Origin of the sequence: Paenibacillus sedimenti (assembly GCF_014534655.1) — a bacterium.
Taxonomy (GTDB): domain Bacteria; phylum Bacillota; class Bacilli; order Paenibacillales; family NBRC-103111; genus Paenibacillus_E; species Paenibacillus_E sedimenti.
In genome coordinates this window covers 160,147-176,497 of sequence record NZ_JACVVD010000001.1, presented here as the reverse complement: position 1 = coordinate 176,497, position 16,351 = coordinate 160,147, and the positions used below count along the sequence as shown (strand labels likewise).

Here is a 16,351-nt window from a genome sequence, read left to right as displayed (position 1 = left end):
CTCCCCCTCGTTCTTCACTGTTGTTAATCGAAAATCTGCAGGACAGACCTGCCCCCGTCCACGACAAGGTTAGCACCGGCGATGAATCCCGCTTCATCGGAAGCGAGAAACAGCGCCGCATTCGCCACGTCGGACGGCTTCCCGAAACGTCCGACCGGATGCGTCGCAAGCATGGCACCCAGCTTTTGCTCCCGATTCGGATACGACTGCAAGTATTTCTCGGCGAGCGGCGTTTCGATATACCCCGGACTGATCGTATTCGCGCGAATACCCCGCCCTGAGAAGTCGACACATATCCCTTGAGCCATAGCCAACATGCCCGCTTTGGAAGAGTGATACGGGAAATGCCCTTTCTGCGTACGGAAAACATGGGTCGAACCGATGTTGATGATGCTGCCTCCCCCATGCTCCATCATGATCGGAATCGCATGCTTGCAGCAGTACCATGCGCTTTTCAAATTTAAATTCATCACGTGTTCCCAAACCTCATCGTCAGCCGTTACGACGTTCGTATGACAGCTGACCCCGGCATTGTTGACGAGAATATGAAGCCCTCCGAAATGCCGCTTAGCGGCTTCCATCAGCGCGATCACGTTCGTTTCGATACGTATGTCTGCACGGACAAATGCGGCTTTGCCGCCCGCTTTACCGATCTCTTCGACAACCCGTTCGCCCTCTTCCGAGATGTCATTGACCATGACACTAGCCCCTTCTTCGGCGAATCTCTTGGCGATAGCCTCTCCGATTCCGGAAGCCGCCCCGGTAATAACGGCTACCTTGCGATCCAGTCTCAATGCGATTCTCCCCTTAAACGTCGAGTGCTTTGTGTTTTCTCCCGTATGTGCGGAATTGAGTTCATGATCAGTTTACAAGAAAGCCGGCTACCCATTATAGGCTGAATTTATCATATATATAGGCGACGCGCTTCACATGCGCCTATCCTCCCCTTCCTCGGCTGTAAAAATGAAAAACATCGTTAGCGGCGCCCCACCTCGCGGTCAGCGCTCCTCTAACGATGATAAACATCTTTGCAGCCTCACGCCGGCGCGCCAACCCCCGCATCTTCTCCGCGGTCCCGCCCGAGTCGGCTGCCTCCTTCAATGCCTGGCCCCGATAGTAGATCCTACTACGGCCTTCAACCATGTCGTGGCCATCAGCATATCTCCTAACGGATTCATATGTACGCCGTCGGTCGTTAAATCCTGGCCCGTTTCAAGCCGAATGAAATCGACAAATGCCAGATGTGTGGGCACTATGACAGCATCGTATTGTTCCGCCAGCCGATTAACGATGTCCACGTATGGCCTCAGCAGCTGGTTTCCCGTCGCATTCGGATACTCCTTGATGACCGTCGGCTGCATGAGGATCGCCCGGCAATCAGGGATTTGTTTCGTTTGCTCGAGCAGCTTGCTGTATACCGCTTCGAACTTATCAGGGTATACTTGTTCCGCATCCGGCGAATCCAGTTGACGCCATACGTCATTGATGCCGATGGAAACCGATACCCACTGCGGCTGATGATCGAGCACATCAAGCGTCCATCTTTTCTCCAAATCGATGACGCGGTTGCCGGATACGCCCTCATTGATGATTTTCAACCCTAGCTGCGGGTAAACCGCCGTGAGATAATCGTGAATCAAGCGAACATATCCCGATCCCAGCTTCAGGGGGTCTTTCTTTCTTCCTTTGTCGGTGATGCTATCGCCGATAAACACAATTCTGTCCTTAGCTTTAAACGGCACAATAACGCCTCCTCGTTTAAATTGTTATGCAAGCTGCCGCTTGACCAGCCGATACAGAGCATCGAGCTGCTCTACTTCAAGCTTATGATTATCCCTGAAAGCGCCGGCATCTTTGGAGCGGCAGTGCAGTGAAACCGGCAACCCCCTGCTGCGGAGATGATATTTTGCGTTGACGGGATACATTTGCAGCTCCACCAATGACGCTGCCCCAACGAACGACTGAATCGTTTCCGCCGTTGACGGTTCCTCGCGCCAGCGCTCGGTCAGCCGCACATACATATCGGGATGAAAATTGGCCATCACCCCGCTGAAGCCGGCCGCCCCCAAACGTAACGATGCGAGCAGCGTCGCTGAATTCGCATTGAATATTTGGAGCGGAGTCCCTTTCACTGCATCGATTTTCGCGGCAATTTGCCGCAAATCGCAGCACGTATCCTTGAGAAAAGCGAACCTGCCCGTATCCGCACATTGCTTTAGCAATTGGGGGGACAGGAGCTTTTTGTACGGATAAGGACATTCGTAAATGCCCAGCGGCACATCCGGGACACGGTCAATCAACTGCAGGACGCGGCCCAACCAGATTTCATCGGATTCATCCGGTCCGGCCAGCCGGTTGCTGACTAACACGACCGCCTGAACCCCAGTCTCCGCCACCCTCTGCAGCTCATCGGCCTGCTCCTCAAACGAATCGGAGATATGGCCCGAAGCAATGACCGGAACCCGGCCTGCCGCTTGACCCGTGACGAACCGCGCAATGCGCAGTCGCTCCTCCAAAGTCAAATAAAACATTTCGCTTGATTGGCATACCGCAAACAGGCCGTGTACCCCTTGGTTAATGTACCACTCAATCAGATGCTCCAATGCTCCGTAATCCACTTCGCCGGCATCGGTGAATGGCGTCACCATCGTTGGCCAAACCCCTTTCGGAATATTCACAAACATTACCTCAGCTCCTTTCGGTTCATGCGATGACGCCTTCTTCCATATAACGATCCATTACGCTTCTAAGCTCCGCTTTGGCTAATGGGCTCAGCGGTTGTACCGGCAGGCGAGGCTGCCCCGCAGGCAACCCGATCATGCACATGGCTTCCTTCAGCACGGACGGCAGCGTCCCAAGCGAAAACGAGCTGCGCAATGCACGCAGCTTCCGCTGTGAATATTCCGCTTCTTCCGGCTTCCCTTGCATCCATAATTCGTAGATGGACCTGACGGTCTCCGGAAATACGTTGGCCGTTGCAGCAATGGCTCCATGTCCGCCGGCCATCAGCGTCGGCAAGATTAAAGAATCCGTACCCGCCAACACGGCAAAATCCTGACCTGCGAACTCTATATATTGCAAAATCGTATCGAAACTGCCGCTGCTGTCTTTGATCCCGACGATGTTAGGCACAGTGCTCAGCTCCTTCACCGTCCGGGGCTGAAGGGAGTTGCCGGTCCTCGCCGGGATGTTGTACAGAAGGACGGGAAGCACCGTCGCGTCCGCAACTGTAAGAAAATGATCGGCCAGTTCCTGCTGCGTATACGTCAAAAAATACGGCGTAATGACGGATAACGCATCGGCCCCCATCCGCTCCAATTGTACGGCCAGTTGGACGGATTCATTCGTACTTGCGCATCCTGCTCCTACATAGACCGGAAGCCGCCCATGTGCTTCCTCGATAACAATCTCGGCGACCCGAAGTTTCTCCTCGAACGATAAGGAAAAAAATTCACCATTCGTACCGAGACAAAATAAGCCATGCACGTCCGCTTCGATAAGCCTGCGGGTTAATCGCCGCAAAGCGGCTTCGTCTATATGGTGATCGGCGTCGAAAGGCGTAACCATGGCGGGAATGACGCCTGAAGGCTGCAGCATACGTTCCATACGATCTCTCCTTCTTTACCTTATTCCGAATAAATCGGGATGCGGTTTATTTTCAATAAAGCTGCCTGCGGTTCTCATTCTGTCTGGGCGCAAGCTCGACGGCGGAACGGATCGCTTCAAGCATGCTTCGTTCATCCGCCAAGCCGGTACCGGCAATGTCAAAAGCCGTCCCATGATCGACCGAAGTTCGGACGATGCCTCCGTTTAAGCCGACCGTAATATTGACTCCGGCCTCAATGCCCATCACTTTGATAGGTACATGACCTTGATCGTGATAACAAGCCACTACCATATCGAAATCTCCGCGCACCGCTCTGTAAAACAACGTATCTGCCGGATAAGGCCCGGTAACGTCCACGCCTTCTTCCACTGCCCGCATAATGCCGGGAATCAACTTCTCTTCTTCCTCGCCGTTACCGAATAAGCCGTTCTCTCCCGCGTGCGGATTGATGCCGCAGACGGCAATTCGCGGACGATCATTGCCTGCCCTCCGCAGCGTCTCATGCGCCAGCATGATCACCTTGTACGTCCGATTCGGATCGATCGACTCGATCGCCTGTATAAGACCGAGGTGAGTGGTCAAATGGATGACCTTCAGCTTCGGGGCTGAAAGCATCATGGAGTAATCTTCAGTGCGGGTCAACCCGGCCAATATTTCGGTATGACCCGGATACAGATGGCCGCCTTTGTGCAAAGCCTCCTTATTCAACGGTGCCGTGCAAATAGCGTCAATTTGTCCGCTGGCCGCTAACTCCACCGCTTTCTCGACGAACTTGTAAGCTGCATGCCCGGCTTCGGCGCTTACTTGTCCGAAAGGCAGGCCCTGCGGCAGCAGACGCATATCCAGGCAATCGATACTACCGTGCGTGTAACGCCCTTCCAAGGGCTCCTCTACGGTGCGAATTGATGCCGAACCGCCGACGATGCGGAGCGCGCGTTCCAGCATGACAGGATCGCCGATCACTAGCGGCCGGCACGTTTCGTAAACATGAACGTTATGCAGCGCTTTCACAATAATTTCCGGTCCGATGCCGCTGGCATCGCCCATCGTGATTCCGATTATTGGTTTCATCGCGTCCCTATCCCTCTATTCAATAATTCCAGCGCGCTCACCAGCGCATGATCGGAACCGAATCCCCCCGCTTTGGTAACCGCCGGAAGCGGTTTGTCCATCACGAGCAGCCCGGCCGGTATGCCGCTTTCCACCTCGTCAACCAAACGGAACTCGTTCGTTTGAAGAGCGGCGCATATTTGTTTGGCGGTATCGCCTCCGGTCATAATAATGCCGCATACCCCGGCGCGTTGCAGCAGCCTGGATACGGATTCACCTAATGCCCGGGCTACCTCATCACTGACTTGCTGCGTATCCAGTCCGTTTCGCCTGCCGGTTTCTTGCGCAAGCCGAATGTCTTCCCGATCCCCGGACGCATAAATCACCGTATGAAAATTCGCACATAAAGCAAGTTCGGCTTGCCCTACTGCATGAATCAACTCCCGCTCCCTTTCCAACTGCCCGGAAATGAGGCGGAAAGCCTCAACTCGTATGCCCCGGACCCGAGGATGGCTCAAAAGAACGTCCAATTGGCGGCGTGACCTTGAACTGACACTGCCGATGACGACAAGAACCGGTCCTGCTGCTTTACGGTTTGTCGGTAGCTCGAGCTGACGGGAGGCAGGGACTTGCTCGGACAAATGACGAGCCAGACCGGCCGAACCGGCCCATACGACCGAATCAGGCATCACCCCGATCAGGGAAACCATACGCCTCAGGTCGCCATCATCGGCCGAATCGGCAACGAAGTAGCGGCTCCCCCGCGATATGCAGCTTCGCAGAAACGGCTCCAGGCCGCTTCTCCCTTTCTCCACGAGCGCGGATGGAATGACTTCCACAGGGCGCTTCGTCTGCTTGCGCAGCAAATCGGGGATGTACGATCCGGTTACAGGCGTTTTCGGATCGCGGGCGAACTCGGTATCCTGCAAGGGCATGCCATGAACATACAGCGTGCCTTGCCGGACGAGCCTGCCCATTTCAGGAAATGACGGCGCGATGATGACGAAGTCGGGACGAAAAGTATCATACACGGCATCGATTTCGGCTCCAATATTCCCACGCAAAGTAGAGTCGATTTTTTTCAGCACGAGATCCGCTCCGAAAGCTTGAGCTTTCAGCGAAGCCTGCGCTGCTCGAAGATAGGCAGATCCGGCGTCAAGAGACCGGCTGTCGGTATCAAGAACGAGCACGTCTCCTTCCGTCCCGCCCCCCGTCTCGGTCATGCTTTGAAGCAGCACGCATACCTGCAGGCCGCGTTTGGAAAACTGTACGCCCGTATCGCTCGCTCCCGTAAAGTCATCGGCAATGACGGCAACTTTCATAGAGACTTCCTCCTATATATAGGGATCTTTGAGCGATAGCTCAAAGTCTCTCCTTTTCCCATAGGTCAGGGAAGCAGTTTACGGTAAATGGACTTGATCGCCGCCAAATCCATTGGCTTGGGATTGTTATGTAAAAGCCTTGTGACCTTGGAAGCCGCAACCGCCAAATCATCCACATCCCCTTCTGTAACGCCGAATGCTCGCAAATTTTGCGGGATGCGCATCTCCGCAGTCCACTCGAAAATCCGCCGGATAACCGCTTCAGAGGAAGCATTCCCTCCCTCCATTCCATCTTGCAGCCCCATTGCGCGGGCGACATGACCGAGCCGATCATGTATGGCGTCCATATTATAGGCCATGACGTGCGGCAGCAGCATCGAATTGGCGACGCCGTGGGTAATGTTGAATTTTCCTCCAAGCGGATAGGCCAGCGCATGCACGGCCGCTGTTCCGGCGCTGCTAAGCGCCATACCGCCATACATTGATCCGAGCAGCATGTTCTCTCTCGCTTCAAGATCGGATCCGGTATGGTATGCTCTACACAAACTGCCGGCAATTAAACGAATCGATTCGAGAGCGAACATATCGCTGATCGGATTGGCCTTATTCGATATATAAGACTCCAGTGCATGAGTAAACGCATCCATTCCCGTTGCGGCCGTGATGGCCTGCGGCAGACTTACCGTCAATACAGGATCGATTATGACCATCATTGGCAGCAAGTGCCTGCTTATGATACCGATTTTCAATTCCTGTTCGGGAATGGTCACAATCGCGTTCGGCGTCACTTCGGAACCGGTGCCTGAAGTCGTCGGAACCAACACCGTCGGAATTCCCGGCCTCAACACGAGATCGGTACCGATCAGACTCATCACGTCCACCGGATCGGTCAGCAAGACGGAAAATAATTTCGTTGCGTCGAGAACGCTGCCCCCGCCGATTCCGATCAACAAATCAACAGGTTCTGCGGAGATGTTGCTGTATACTTCGCGAATATTATCGACCGTAGGTTCCGGTTTCACCTCTGTTACACATCTGCTGGATATTCCCGCCTGATTCAGTTCATCGGCAATACGCTCAATGACCCCCATCGCTTTTAACGAAGGTTGCGTTACGATCACCGCATGCCGGAAATCACCGTGCATCTTAATCCGTGGAACTAGTTCGGATATTGCGTTTTGTCCGGCAATAATGCTGCCTGCTGTCTGGAACTTATATGGAACGAAACCGTGATTGGCCTTCACTCGAGCTCCTCCTTCCGAGCTATATCGCCTCATTTCCCCCTCATCCTACGCCCGCATATAGTCGATGTCAATGCAGCGGGAATGTTAAGATCGCATCGACCTATATATCGGATACAATCACCCACACAGCAAGAAAGCGGATAATTGTAACCTGAATTATGAGATATCGTTAAGTGGAAATATTTATCGCCAATCAGTTATGACGAGGAGCGTGTCAAGTTGAATATTCAGCCTTATCTCACGCCATATAAACTTGGAAGTCCGGTTCTTGTCGGTTCCGGGTTGCCCGGTAATTTTGATGAACGCGCCGTCGATTGTCCGTTCGTTTTTCAACATAACGGCATGTTTTATATGATGCATGTGGGGTTTGACGGTACCGGTTATCAAACGGCTTTGGCTGTAAGCCATGACCTCATTAACTGGGAGCACCGGAGCGTCATTCTCAAACGAAATGAAAACGCGGCCTGGGATTCGGTCAATATTGCCGGTACCTGGATTTTAAAAGATAATCGACTGGATGCCCCTCCTGTATTGAAAAAATGGAACGACAAATATTGGCTGGTGTATCACGCATATCCTGAAAAAGGTTATGAAGAAGGCTCCGCCAAAATCGGAATCGCCTGGACGAAAGATGAGCAGCTGCTCGAATGGCACCGATGTCCCGATCCGATCTTAACCCCTGATGAAGGGGCTGATTGGGAAAAGGGAGGCCTCTACAAAGAATGCCTCGTTGAGCATGAAGGCAAGTTTTATTTGTTCTACAACGCCAAAAATAAAAATAAGGGACGATGGATCGAACAGACGGGCGTCGCCTTCTCCACGGATTTAAAACAATGGTACAGATATGAGAACAATCCTGTCCTGCCCGTTACGCCGGAAGGCTGGGACTCCGGATTTGCCAGCGATCCGTGTGTGCTGTATGACCGGGACCGCGACCGGTGGGTCATGTATTACTTCGGTTATAACTATAAAAAAGCGCAAGAAGGAATTGCGCTTTCCAGCGATCTTTTACATTGGGAGAAATATCCGGATCCGATCATTCGCGTAGGCGCCGAGGGCGACATCGACTCCATATTTGCCCATAAGCCGTCCGTCATTACGCATCAGGGCGTACTTTATCACTTCTATTGCTCTTGCCGGCCGTATCGCGAAGGGGATCCGACCAAAAACTACGGCAAAGAGTTCCGAACGATCAGCGTCGCCACTTCACATCCGATTTTTTCTCCATCACGGTGAGAAAGGGGAGCGAAACCGATGCAAGTGGATGAAATGTTTGTGGAAAGCCGTATCCGCCCCCTCGGGATTGATGTCCTGCAGCCGGCATTCGGCTGGAGTTTCTCAGACGCGACCGAACGCTCGCAAATGCAGACGGCATACCGAATCATCGTTTCTGAGAGCGAGGCTAACTTGCGGCTTGAACATGGCGACGTGTGGGACAGCGGTCAACGCTTAAGTAGGAAAAACGTACACATCTTATACGAAGGAGCCCCGCTTCAATCCCGGGTCCGGTATTATTGGAAGGTACAGATTTGGGACCGGCAAGACAGAATGACCGAAAGCTCTGTATCATGGTGGGAAATGGGTCTTGTCCATGAGAACGATTGGTCGGCGAGCTGGATCGGACATTCCGAAAGCGAGCACGCTGAACGCCCTGCCCTTCCCTTATTCAGACATGAATTCAACCTCGGCAAGCCTGTGGCGAAAGCCAGAGCCTACATATGCGGTCTAGGACAGTACGAGCTGCGGTTAAACGGGAAAAAAGTCGGCGACAGCGTGCTTGAACCGGGCTGGACAAACTATGATAAAACGTGTCTCTACTGCGTTTACGACGTGACGGACGAACTGAACGAAGGCGCCAATGCGATCGGCGTTATGCTGGGGAACGGATTTTTCAACGTGACGGGCGGCCGTTACAGTAAATTCAAAAGCTCTTTTGGCACCCCCAGATGCCTGATCCAGCTGGAAATCACGCATGACGACGGCAAGACGGTCACCATTGTAAGCGATAAGAACTGGCGCTCCGCTTCCGGACCGATCATTTTCTCCTGCATGTACGGAGGCGAAGATTATGACGCTCGCCGCCTTCAAGCGGGCTGGGATCGGCCAGGTCTGCCCTCAAGCGAATTGTGGAAACCCGCCGCCGAAGTGGACCGGCCAGCTGGAAAGCTGAAAGCACAAGCAATTTCCCCTTTGAAGGTGATGGAAACGTTCAAGCCTGTGCATATATCTCAGCCGATTCCCGGGGTGTACGTGGCGGATTTCGGGCAAAACTTTTCGGGTTGGGTTGAAATCAGCGTAAAAGGCCCGCAAGGCGCGCAAATTACTTTGACCCCTGCCGAACTGCTGAAGGAAAACGGCACCGCCAATCAAAAGTGGACCGGTTCCCCTAACAAGTTTACCTACATCATTAGCGGAGGCGCCCACGAGGAAGTATGGTCGCCGCGTTTCAGCTATCACGGTTTTCGTTACGTGCAAATCGAAGGCGCGGTTCCCGACGCTTTTGCGGCGAACGATAAGGACGTTCCCGTTCTTGTCCGCCTGGAAGGCCAGATGATCTATCCGGACACGAAGGTTTGCGGAAACTTCGAAAGCTCGGATTCGATGCTGAACCGTACGCACGAGATCATTAACAGGGCGATCCTCAGCAACATGAAGAGCATATTCACGGATTGTCCGCATCGGGAAAAGCTGGGATGGCTCGAGCAAATCCACTTGATGGGCCCTTCCGTCGCTTTTAATTATGATGTCGAGCGTCTTTTTGTGAAAACGATGGAGGACATCCGGGATGCGCAGCTGCCTGACGGGATGGTGCCGACGACGGCGCCCGAATATGTCGTATTCTCCGACAAATGGCGCTGCTTCCGCGATTCCGTATCATGGGGCGCAACTTACGTGCTCACAGGCTGGAATTTGCTGCAAATGTACGGCAATCGCCGGATTTTGGCCGAGCATTATGAGGGGATGAAGGCATATATCGATTATATAACCGCAAGCTCCGATCGATTGATCGTACATAGCGGTCTCGGAGATTGGTACGATGTTGGAGATAATCCCCCGGGTTTCGTTCAAAATACGCCGGTTGCTCACACCGAAACGGCCATGTTTTACCATATCGTTGATGTGTTCGCACAAATCGCAAGTCTGTTGGCATACGACGAGGATGCGATCCGATATGCGGAGCTTCGTGAAAAGATTAAAACAGCATTTAATGATGCTTTTTTCGACCGCAAGACGTATCAATATGCGACAGGCAGTCAAACCTCCAATGCCATGCCGCTAGTTTTGGGCCTTGCCCACAAGCCTTACGCGGAAACCGTTCTTGCCCACGTTATAGATGACATTCGTCAGCGCGGTTATCATACGACCGCAGGCGATGTCGGCCACCGTTATGTCCTGCTAGCGCTCGCTCAAAGCGGCCGTTCGGACATCATTTATGAAATGACGCGTAAAACCGATCACCCGAGCTACGGATATCAAATCGTTCACGGCGCGACGACGTTGACGGAAGCGTGGGACGGACCTACTGTAGGCAAATCGCAGAATCATTTCATGCTCGGTCACATTGAGGAATGGTTCTATACCGACCTTGCAGGTATTCGCTACAGGTTTGATCCCGATTTCGAAAGTTACAAACTGTCGATTCGACCTGTTCTGCCTGAAGGCTTGGACGAAGTCACGGCTGAATATCGCTTGCCCGCCGGGCGCATTCGTGTCGCGTGGAAACGCAGCGGTTTAAATCGGCTAACGCTCGGCGTGAACATCCCGGCAAATTGTATGGCGGAAATTTATGTTCCTGCATTATCAACGGATACCCTCTTGGAAAACGGGGCTTCGATTATGGAAACCGAGTCCGTTGAAATCGTCCGCCGCGAAAGCGGCCATATGGTTGTACGCGTAGGTTCTGGCAAGTACCATTTTGAAAGCGCTGTATGAAAATAGATGAGCTCATCGGCTTTAATATTACAAACTTGGGGTGCTGCTATGATTGATCGAAAAGCATTAGTCCAACGCCACAATCCAGTCATTGCCGGCTTTGACAAGTTTTCTTCCCTGACGGTCGGTAACGGGAATTACGCCTTTACTGTCGATGCTACCGGATTACAAACGTTTCCGGGGCTATATGCAGACGGAGGCGTACCGCTGGGAAACTTATCCAACTGGGCGTGGCATACCTCACCAAATCCGGAAGGATATCAGGTGGAAAAGTTCCCGCTTACCTATTACCCTACATTCGGAGGCAGAAGCGTCGGTTTTCCGTATATGCCGCCCGGTCAAGTGACCGATGAATACAAGTGGCTGAAGTTTAATCCACATAAGCTGCATTTGGGTATGGTTCGATTCCGGCTGATTTTGCCGTCCGGGGAAGAGGCGTCCCCGGACGACTTGAATGAGATCGAGCAGATGCTCGATTTGTGGTCGGGCGTAGTTGAAAGCGGATTTTCTGTCAGCGGAACTAGAACGAGCGTCACCACCTGCTGTCATCCGGGTCAGGATTTGGTCGCGGTTCGCGTTAAATCCGAATTGATCCGGCAGGGGCGCTTGCAGCTCGCCTTTCATTTCCCGTACGGCACATGGAAGTTCGCTGCCGTCGATTGGGGAAAGCCTGATCGGCATGAAACGGAAATCATTCGCTGCAGCGGCAGTTCCGTCCATATCCGCCGGAAATTGGATCAAGACTCGTATGACATGTCTGCCGCATGGTCGAACGGTACGAGCACGTTTGCACGCGACAAGCGCGACAAACATTTGTTTCTTTTGACCCCTTCCCCGGACAGTGATGAATTCGAGCTCCGGTTCCGCTATGCGCCAGAGGATGACGGAGGCGAGTTGCCGACTTTCGAAGCAACGCTAGCCGCATCCGAGCGGTACTGGAGAAGCTTCTGGACTTCAGGCGGCGCCATCGAACTTATCGGCAGCAAGGATGAACGGGCGCACGAGCTGGAGCGAAGAATTGTGCTTTCGCAGTATGTGACGGCCATCCAATCTTCCGGCGACTTGCCTCCCGCTGAATCCGGCTTGACCCATAACAGCTGGGCAGGCAAATTTCATCTGGAGATGCACTGGTGGCATTCCGTCCATTTCGCGCTCTGGAATCGGGTTGACCTCCTTGCGAACAGTCTGGAATGGTACGGCGGCATCTTGGATAAAGCCCGGGCATTAGCCGCTTCACAAGGCTATGAAGGCGCACGCTGGCCAAAATGCGTTGCTCCGGACGGCGTCAACGGACCTTGTTACATTGAGCCGTTTCTCATCTGGCAGCAGCCGCATCCGATTTATTATGCCGAGCTGATTTATAAAATCAAGGGTGATCGGGACACTTTGGAGAAGTACGCCGAGATCGTCTTCGAAAGCGCGGCATTCATGGCTTCCTTTGCGGAATGGGATAACGGTCAGCAGCGGTATGTGCTCGGACCGCCCGTCGCTCCCGCTCAGGAAATATTCGATCATGCGACGACCATGAATCCTGCCTTCGAGTTGTCTTACTGGGCGTTCGGGTTATCGGCGGCGAATGCATGGAGGGAAAGACTCGGGCTCCCGAGGGTGGAGAAATGGGATCATGTGCTGAAGCATTTGTCCAAACTGCCTGAAATTGGCGGTCTATATGTAGCCGCAGAAACAGCTCCCGATACATTCACCGCAGGGACAGGCACGAAAGATCATCCGACCATGCTCGCTCCGCTCGGCATTCTTCCCGGTGACATGGTCGATCGTGAAACGATGCGCCGCACACTGCACGAAGTGATGAAAGTATGGGACTGGGATGCGACCTGGGGATGGGACTATCCGATGGTTGCGATGACGGCGGCAAGGCTAGGCGAATGTCAGCTGGCTATCGACATGCTCTTAATGGATAAGATCACTAACACCTATCTTCCTAACGGGCACAACTACCAGAGGAAGCCATTAACGGTATACCTCCCAGGAAACGGTGGCCTCCTGAGCGCAGTTGCGATGATGGCAGCCGGCTGGGAAGGCGGACCGGACGCTCACGCACCGGGATTTCCGCAAGACGGTTCATGGAATGTAAGATATGAGGGCCTTGCAAAAATGTTATGATTGAACATCTGGGTATAACGATGTGGACATGATGTGTTTTTTCAAGATAATCCAGTAGCAAAGCAAAGGCTGCCAAATGGCAGCCTTTTTGACCACATAAGAAAGTATAAGTTTTCGGTTCCCGAAAACAGCTTTCTTATTGGCGATAAAACTTACCTCTAAACGCGGTCGCTCATCATTGAATGGCCTCGATAGAGGTTTTCTCATAACTAAAAGTTCAATTCGTTAATTTAGCATATACAACAAAGAACACCATCACTTCCCCAATGATCAAGTAATTGGGTACAAGGAAAAACAAATCCACCGTGAAAAAAACGCCAAGTAACCCTAACAATAATGCTAAATGATATATTCCCAGTCTTTGATCTTCGTGTCTATATTTATGGAAGACCAACGAAGTTGAAAAAAAATAGAGAAGCACAGATCCAAAAATAAAGTTTAACATAAATGTATAATGTACTTGCTTCAAAAATAACAATTGGATCGAAGCTGCAATCATACACAGAGATAAATAAATGAATAAATGACCATAAATGATCGTTTGCCCGGCAGTCTCTATGGTCTTGTTCACTTTCTTTTCAACATTGTCAAAATATTGCCACCACATAGCAATAATTAATAAAAATGTTAGTGAGGCAAATAAGATAGATTGCCACGTCCAGTAACTAGACTGCAATACTGCTAGTATACTGATTACCGATTCGCCAAGAAGAATGAGTGTAAACAACGAGAAGCGTTCTAATAAATGATGAGTATTTATAGGGCTTTTCACCAAGTATTGCCGACCGATTAATGGGAGCAAAATGTCTATAGCAATTCCAGCATATAAAACTGCATAACGAATCCACGAGTCAAAGAAAAGTGAGAAAGAAGATATCACCAGTCCAATCCAAAAGCGACTCCCTAAATAACGGGCAGTCATCTTGCTATATGCTTCTTCTTTTTTATGTACTGAAAGATATTGAATGGCTGTCATCGCTCTTAACCCAACATAGCCTATTAAGAATGGAACATAGTTTTGGTCAAAATTAACCGATAGGCTGGCCGTCATGATTAATACAAAAAATAATTGTAAAATCAGAAAAATTCGGTGTGATAAGATATCTTGTCCAAACCGATTTACAAAGAGGGATTGCCCCACCCAAGCCCACCAGATCGGAACAAAAATTAGGACGAACTTGATTAAGTATTCTACTGGTATTAAACCAGATTCGACATGTAACAAAACATGACTCGCTTTTGAAACTGCCGCTACAAAAAGTAGATCGTAAAATAGTTCAAGCCAGGTAACTTTCTTCTCAGCAAAAACTTTGTTATGTTGAAATCCTGGTATGTGTTGATTCATCATTTGCTCCTTTGCTATAACTCAAATTATTTAATAGATCAATAGGAATCTAATAGATTTCCCTACTTTCCATTAAACCCCATTTTTGTAGATGTGACAATTGGCCAACAGTCATAAAATTGACTTCTGTCGACTAAACCAAAAAGGTACTTGAAAAAACTAAAGGAAGCATAAATTTGCTAAACGGCAAATTATGCTTCCTTTAACATACGGCTTTTCAGTTATGCCGGACTTGCTTGTTTTTTACCTGCTAAGCTAAGCGTCCGCGCTGTTGAAGTATGAATTTCGTGGATAAGCTCCGGGTTTTTCAAAAGGGACACGCCATAAGAAGGAATCATTTCTTTTATTTTCGGTTCCCACGCTTTTATATGTTGCGGGAAGCATTTTTTCATTAACTCAAGCATGACGGAAACGGCGGTAGAAGCACCTGGAGAAGCGCCGAGCAATGCAGCTATCGAGCCATCAGCGGCACTAATAACTTCAGTACCAAATTGAAGCGTCCCTTTGCCGGCAGCCGTATTTTTGATAATTTGCACACGCTGGCCCGCTACCACTAAATCCCAATCCTCGCTTTTGGCGTTCGGGACAAAATCCCGTAAAGCTTCCATGCGCTCTTCTTTCGATAACATAACTTGCTTGATCAGATATTTTGTCAATGAAACGTTTTTTACGCCTGCCGCCGACATCGTTACGAGATTATCCGTTTTTACGGAAGTTAACAAATCAAACATTGAACCGAATTTTAAAAACTTTGGTGAGAAGCCGGCAAACGGTCCAAAGAACAACGATTCTTTCTTATCGATAAATCTTGTGTCAAGATGTGGAACAGACATTGGAGGAGCTCCAACAGGAGCTTGGCCGTATACTTTTGCATGATGCTGCGTTACAATATCCGGTTTCTGACACACCATAAATAGGCCGCTTACCGGGAATCCTCCAATACCTTTCCCTTCAGGAATGCCGGATTTTTGTAGCAAATGCAGGCTTCCTCCCCCGCCGCCGATAAAGACGAATTTTGCAGTATGGCGTTCGACGGCGCTGTTATCGACACTCCGCACTTTCAACTCCCACGAGCCGTCGCTCGTACGTTTAATATCATCAACATTATGTTTGAATTTTATGTCAACGTTTTTACTCTTTAAGTGGTCAAACAATATGCGCGTTAAAGCGCCAAAGTTGACATCAGTTCCAGATTCGATTCTTGTTGCCGCAATAGGCTTATTCAATGTCCGGTCTTTCATAATAAGCGGAATCCATTCCATCAGTTTTCCCGGATCATCGGAAAATTCCATCCCTTGAAACAGGAGATTGTTAGACAGCGCTTCAAAACGTTTTTTTAAAAACGTTACATCTTGTTCCCCTTGTACAAAACTCATATGAGGCAATGGCACAATAAAGTCCCGCGGATTGCGTATCAGATTTCTGTTTACAAGATAAGACCAAAACTGCTTTGAAACTTGATACTCTTCATTAATTTTTATTGCTTTGCTAATATCTATGGATCCGTCCGGTTGTTCGACGGTGTAGTTTAGCTCGCACAGTGAAGCATGCCCCGTTCCCGCATTGTTCCATTCGTTAGAGCTTTCCTCTCCTGCGTTTGCGCGCCTCTCAAACACTGTAATTTCCCAGTCCGGTACTAATTCTTTCAGCAGTGACCCCAAAGTCGCACTCATGATTCCGGCACCAATTAAGATAACGTCTGTTCTAGTTTGTCTGTTGCTCATTT

12 protein-coding genes are annotated in these 16,351 nt (G+C 50.7%); 3 read left to right on the top strand and 9 right to left on the bottom strand.

Annotated features, from left to right (window positions below; translation table 11 throughout):
- Positions 1-23: 23 nt before the first annotated feature.
- From ICC18_RS00620 to ICC18_RS00590, 7 genes are all read right to left on the bottom strand, one after another.
- Positions 24-794 (bottom strand): SDR family NAD(P)-dependent oxidoreductase, encoded by a 771-nt coding sequence (locus ICC18_RS00620; RefSeq protein WP_188172450.1) that lies wholly within the window; start codon positions 792-794, stop codon positions 24-26.
- Positions 795-1,097: 303 nt separating this feature from the next.
- Positions 1,098-1,742: an SGNH/GDSL hydrolase family protein gene (locus tag ICC18_RS00615; RefSeq protein ID WP_188172449.1), complete on the bottom strand. Its 645-nt coding sequence runs from the start codon at positions 1,740-1,742 to the stop codon at positions 1,098-1,100.
- 24 nt (positions 1,743-1,766) lie between these two features.
- Positions 1,767-2,684, bottom strand: coding sequence for a dihydrodipicolinate synthase family protein (locus tag ICC18_RS00610; protein WP_188172448.1), 918 nt, complete (start codon positions 2,682-2,684; stop codon positions 1,767-1,769).
- 19 nt (positions 2,685-2,703) lie between these two features.
- The gene (gene dapA, locus ICC18_RS00605; RefSeq protein WP_188173173.1) at positions 2,704-3,597 is read right to left on the bottom strand and encodes a 4-hydroxy-tetrahydrodipicolinate synthase; all 894 of its coding nucleotides are present in this window, start codon (positions 3,595-3,597) and stop codon (positions 2,704-2,706) included.
- A gap of 61 nt (positions 3,598-3,658) precedes the next feature.
- Positions 3,659-4,678 (bottom strand): 4-hydroxythreonine-4-phosphate dehydrogenase PdxA, encoded by a 1,020-nt coding sequence (pdxA, locus tag ICC18_RS00600; RefSeq protein WP_188172447.1) that lies wholly within the window; start codon positions 4,676-4,678, stop codon positions 3,659-3,661.
- Complete coding sequence (locus ICC18_RS00595; protein ID WP_188172446.1) at positions 4,675-5,979, bottom strand: four-carbon acid sugar kinase family protein; 1,305 nt, start codon at positions 5,977-5,979, stop codon at positions 4,675-4,677. Before ICC18_RS00595 ends, pdxA begins: the two co-directional genes overlap by 4 nt.
- A 65-nt stretch (positions 5,980-6,044) precedes the next feature.
- Complete coding sequence (locus ICC18_RS00590) at positions 6,045-7,223, bottom strand: iron-containing alcohol dehydrogenase (protein WP_312029460.1); 1,179 nt, start codon at positions 7,221-7,223, stop codon at positions 6,045-6,047.
- Between the two features lie 219 nt (positions 7,224-7,442).
- On the opposite strand from ICC18_RS00590, the gene ICC18_RS00585 reads away from it, so the two are divergent.
- From ICC18_RS00585 to ICC18_RS00575, 3 genes are read left to right on the top strand one after another with little or no spacing between them, the layout of a single operon-like run.
- Positions 7,443-8,459, top strand: a complete 1,017-nt coding sequence (locus ICC18_RS00585; protein WP_188172444.1) for a glycoside hydrolase family protein — start codon at positions 7,443-7,445, stop codon at positions 8,457-8,459.
- Between the two features lie 18 nt (positions 8,460-8,477).
- Entirely contained in the window at positions 8,478-11,156 is a 2,679-nt protein-coding gene (locus ICC18_RS00580; RefSeq protein ID WP_188172443.1) for an alpha-L-rhamnosidase, read from the top strand.
- A gap of 48 nt (positions 11,157-11,204) precedes the next feature.
- Positions 11,205-13,280 (top strand): glycoside hydrolase family 65 protein, encoded by a 2,076-nt coding sequence (locus tag ICC18_RS00575; protein WP_223192230.1) that lies wholly within the window; start codon positions 11,205-11,207, stop codon positions 13,278-13,280.
- A gap of 217 nt (positions 13,281-13,497) precedes the next feature.
- On the opposite strand, the gene ICC18_RS00570 is transcribed toward ICC18_RS00575, so the two are convergent.
- Positions 13,498-14,625: a low temperature requirement protein A gene (locus ICC18_RS00570; RefSeq protein ID WP_188173172.1), complete on the bottom strand. Its 1,128-nt coding sequence runs from the start codon at positions 14,623-14,625 to the stop codon at positions 13,498-13,500.
- 221 nt (positions 14,626-14,846) lie between these two features.
- On the bottom strand, positions 14,847-16,349 hold the full coding sequence (locus tag ICC18_RS00565) for a malate:quinone oxidoreductase (protein WP_188172441.1): 1,503 nt from the start codon (positions 16,347-16,349) through the stop codon (positions 14,847-14,849).
- Between the last annotated feature and the right edge of the window lie 2 nt (positions 16,350-16,351).

Coding starts and splice junctions, on each gene's coding strand:
- ICC18_RS00610 (WP_188172448.1), bottom strand. CDS start 2,684: ATGTTTGTGAATATTCCGAAAGGGGTTTGGCCAACGATGGTGACGCCA.
- dapA (WP_188173173.1), bottom strand. CDS start 3,597: ATGCTGCAGCCTTCAGGCGTCATTCCCGCCATGGTTACGCCTTTCGAC.
- pdxA (WP_188172447.1), bottom strand. CDS start 4,678: ATGAAACCAATAATCGGAATCACGATGGGCGATGCCAGCGGCATCGGA.
- ICC18_RS00595 (WP_188172446.1), bottom strand. CDS start 5,979: ATGAAAGTTGCCGTCATTGCCGATGACTTTACGGGAGCGAGCGATACG.
- ICC18_RS00580 (WP_188172443.1), top strand. CDS start 8,478: ATGCAAGTGGATGAAATGTTTGTGGAAAGCCGTATCCGCCCCCTCGGG.
- ICC18_RS00575 (WP_223192230.1), top strand. CDS start 11,205: ATGATTGATCGAAAAGCATTAGTCCAACGCCACAATCCAGTCATTGCC.
- ICC18_RS00570 (WP_188173172.1), bottom strand. CDS start 14,625: ATGAATCAACACATACCAGGATTTCAACATAACAAAGTTTTTGCTGAG.
- ICC18_RS00565 (WP_188172441.1), bottom strand. CDS start 16,349: ATGAGCAACAGACAAACTAGAACAGACGTTATCTTAATTGGTGCCGGA.